This is a genomic window from Shewanella sp. SM32 (genome assembly GCF_025654235.1).
Lineage (GTDB): Bacteria > Pseudomonadota > Gammaproteobacteria > Enterobacterales > Shewanellaceae > Shewanella > Shewanella oncorhynchi.
On the sequence record NZ_JAKKRO010000134.1, the window covers coordinates 1 to 2355 of the forward strand.

The 2355-nt window shown below is 40.0% G+C and carries 2 protein-coding genes and 1 pseudogene; all 3 read right to left on the reverse strand.

The features are described 5' to 3' along the window. Positions 1-125: transposase (locus tag L5M10_RS23630; protein WP_263197725.1), on the reverse strand; the 125-nt coding region annotated here is incomplete at its 3' end. 166 nt (positions 126-291) lie between these two features. Next, entirely contained in the window at positions 292-2148 is a 1857-nt protein-coding gene (locus L5M10_RS23635; protein ID WP_263256075.1) for a methyl-accepting chemotaxis protein, read from the reverse strand. Further along, a pseudogene (locus L5M10_RS23640) lies at positions 2123-2355 on the reverse strand (IS4 family transposase); the annotation flags it as partial. The pseudogene L5M10_RS23640 and the gene L5M10_RS23635, both read right to left, overlap by 26 nt.

Sequence of the window (2355 nt, forward strand, 5' to 3'; positions counted from 1 at the left end):
TAAATTGACCTGTATAACTCCTTACCAAGGTTTCCTTTTAAAATTTTAAAACGGTACTTCGGAGTCCAAACAATATGATATTTGCAACGCCAATAAACATGTGATGAACTTCTATAATCGCCCATGCTTTTCGTTTCCTCTTACTTGTGGTGAATAAGAAGTCTCTTTTAGCATGGGCGTAATTCAGGCTATAGCCTCAAGGAACAATCACCACCGCCAGAGGCGGTGGTTTTGGGATGACAATAAAAACAGTAGCATATCAATATGATATGCCTCTATAACAATATGAAACTAAATCTTAAATTGTTCTACTAATTCTTTTAACTGTTCTGATAAATGTGCAATTTCACTCGTTGATGCTCTTGTTTGGTTTGCAGCAATCGCATTTTCCTCAGCAATATTTTTTACATTAATCACATTCTCATTAATGCTCTCTGCAACAGAGCTCTGTTGCTCGGATGCACTTGCTATCTGAATATTCATGTCATTAATAACACTAATAGCTTGAGTAATTGCCTGCAATGCGCGCCCAGTAGCATTTGCTTGTTCCACACATTCTGCTGCTTGATTTCTCCCATGTACCATCACTACTACCGTACTTTGTGTTCCTGCTTGAAGCTGCTCAATCATATGTTGAATTTCTTGTGTAGATCCCTGGGTTCGCAGAGCAAGCGAGCGAACTTCATCTGCGACGACGGCAAAGCCACGCCCCTGTTCGCCTGCTCGAGCTGCTTCAATCGCAGCATTGAGTGCCAGTAAATTAGTCTGATCGGCAATACTTCGAATTACATCCAAAATTTTGACAATATTAATGGTAGCCAATTCGACTTCTTTCAACTTCTCCGAAGATTCATTCACGCTATCAGAAAGCGAAGTAATGGCTAAAATTGTTTTTTCTACCACCTGACTACCCAACCGTGCATCTTTGTCCGCTTCATTCGCTGCAATGGCTGCATTAGCAGCATTACTGGCGACATCATTAACAGTCGCTGCCATTTCGTTCATCGCCGTTGCGACCAAATCAGTTTCAATACGCTGATTTACTATCCCCTGACTTGATTGTTCCGTAACAACAGCCAACTCTTGTGAAGCAGAAGCGAGTTCAATACTAGCACTTGATATTGTAGCAATAATATTCCTCAGGTTAGTTGCAGTTCCTTGAATAGATTCAATTAACTGCCCCATTTCATCTTGACTAAAATGAGTGAACTCAATCGTCAAGTCACCCAGTGCCAATTGGTTAGCGGCTTTTACTGCTAGACGGATTGGACGAGTAATAGAAGTTGTCAGCAAATAGGCAGCAATGGACCCCATTACGATGGCAATAATAGATAGAAAAAGAGTAAGATTGATACTGTTATGTGTATTAACTTTAACGCTTGAGCCTAATATATCTTGTTCAGTCACAACAGATATTTTTAGGTCTTCCGCACTCTGAGCAACCTGTGGACCAATGATACTCAGCGTATTTTCAAAAAGCTCATTTTTATTTTTGATAAGTCGATGAATGTCATTCAAGCTATTTATATAATTCTGATGCGCCGTCAAGAACTCTGACAATAATGATTGACGAACGGGATCTGACAAGTACTGCTTAAGCTCTGCGGCTTCTTCTAATAACTTGGTGTCTATAGCATTGATAGCCAAAATATAATCTTGCTGACTATTAGAATTAAGAAACTTTGATACAAATAAACGTCCAAATAATAACCGTTCTTGAACATGGGATGCGTGATAGACAGCTTGGCCATCATTGCCAATGTAAGCCGATTGTATAATTGAAGCTATAGCTTTTTCCATTACCTCTCCGAGAGGGACAAGTTGTTCATTAAGGACACGATTTTGTTGTTCCGTTAGCGAGACTACAATAGAAAAAGTATTGTTATATTGGGTGATAGCTGAATCGACACTATCAATAATTTGTGCACGTTCAGGTTGCTGAATTTCCTTTTTACTCTGAATTAACAAGGTTTTCATTTTATCAAAATAGTCTTTATATTGAGCAATATTGTTATCACTTTGCGTATTTAGATAACCCAGCACATTCATGCGAACCATTAACATATTTGCTTGTAAACGCCCAGAGAGATTAGCATCATTGGCTAGACCCTGAAGGATCCCCTCATAAATCAGCCATAGCATAGCCATATTTGAGCAACTGATTGGCGAATAATACCCAGGCCGCCAGCAATTCTTTCTCCGTGATTTGATAATCAGGCCGCCTGAGTACCTCCAATCCCAAGCGAATCGTTGAGAGTACCGTTCGATGCCCAATGGTATTGGCCTGAAAATGCTTATCCCAGCCCTGTTGCTGTGCGTGTAAACCAACTAGCCACAACAGGCATTGAACCATCA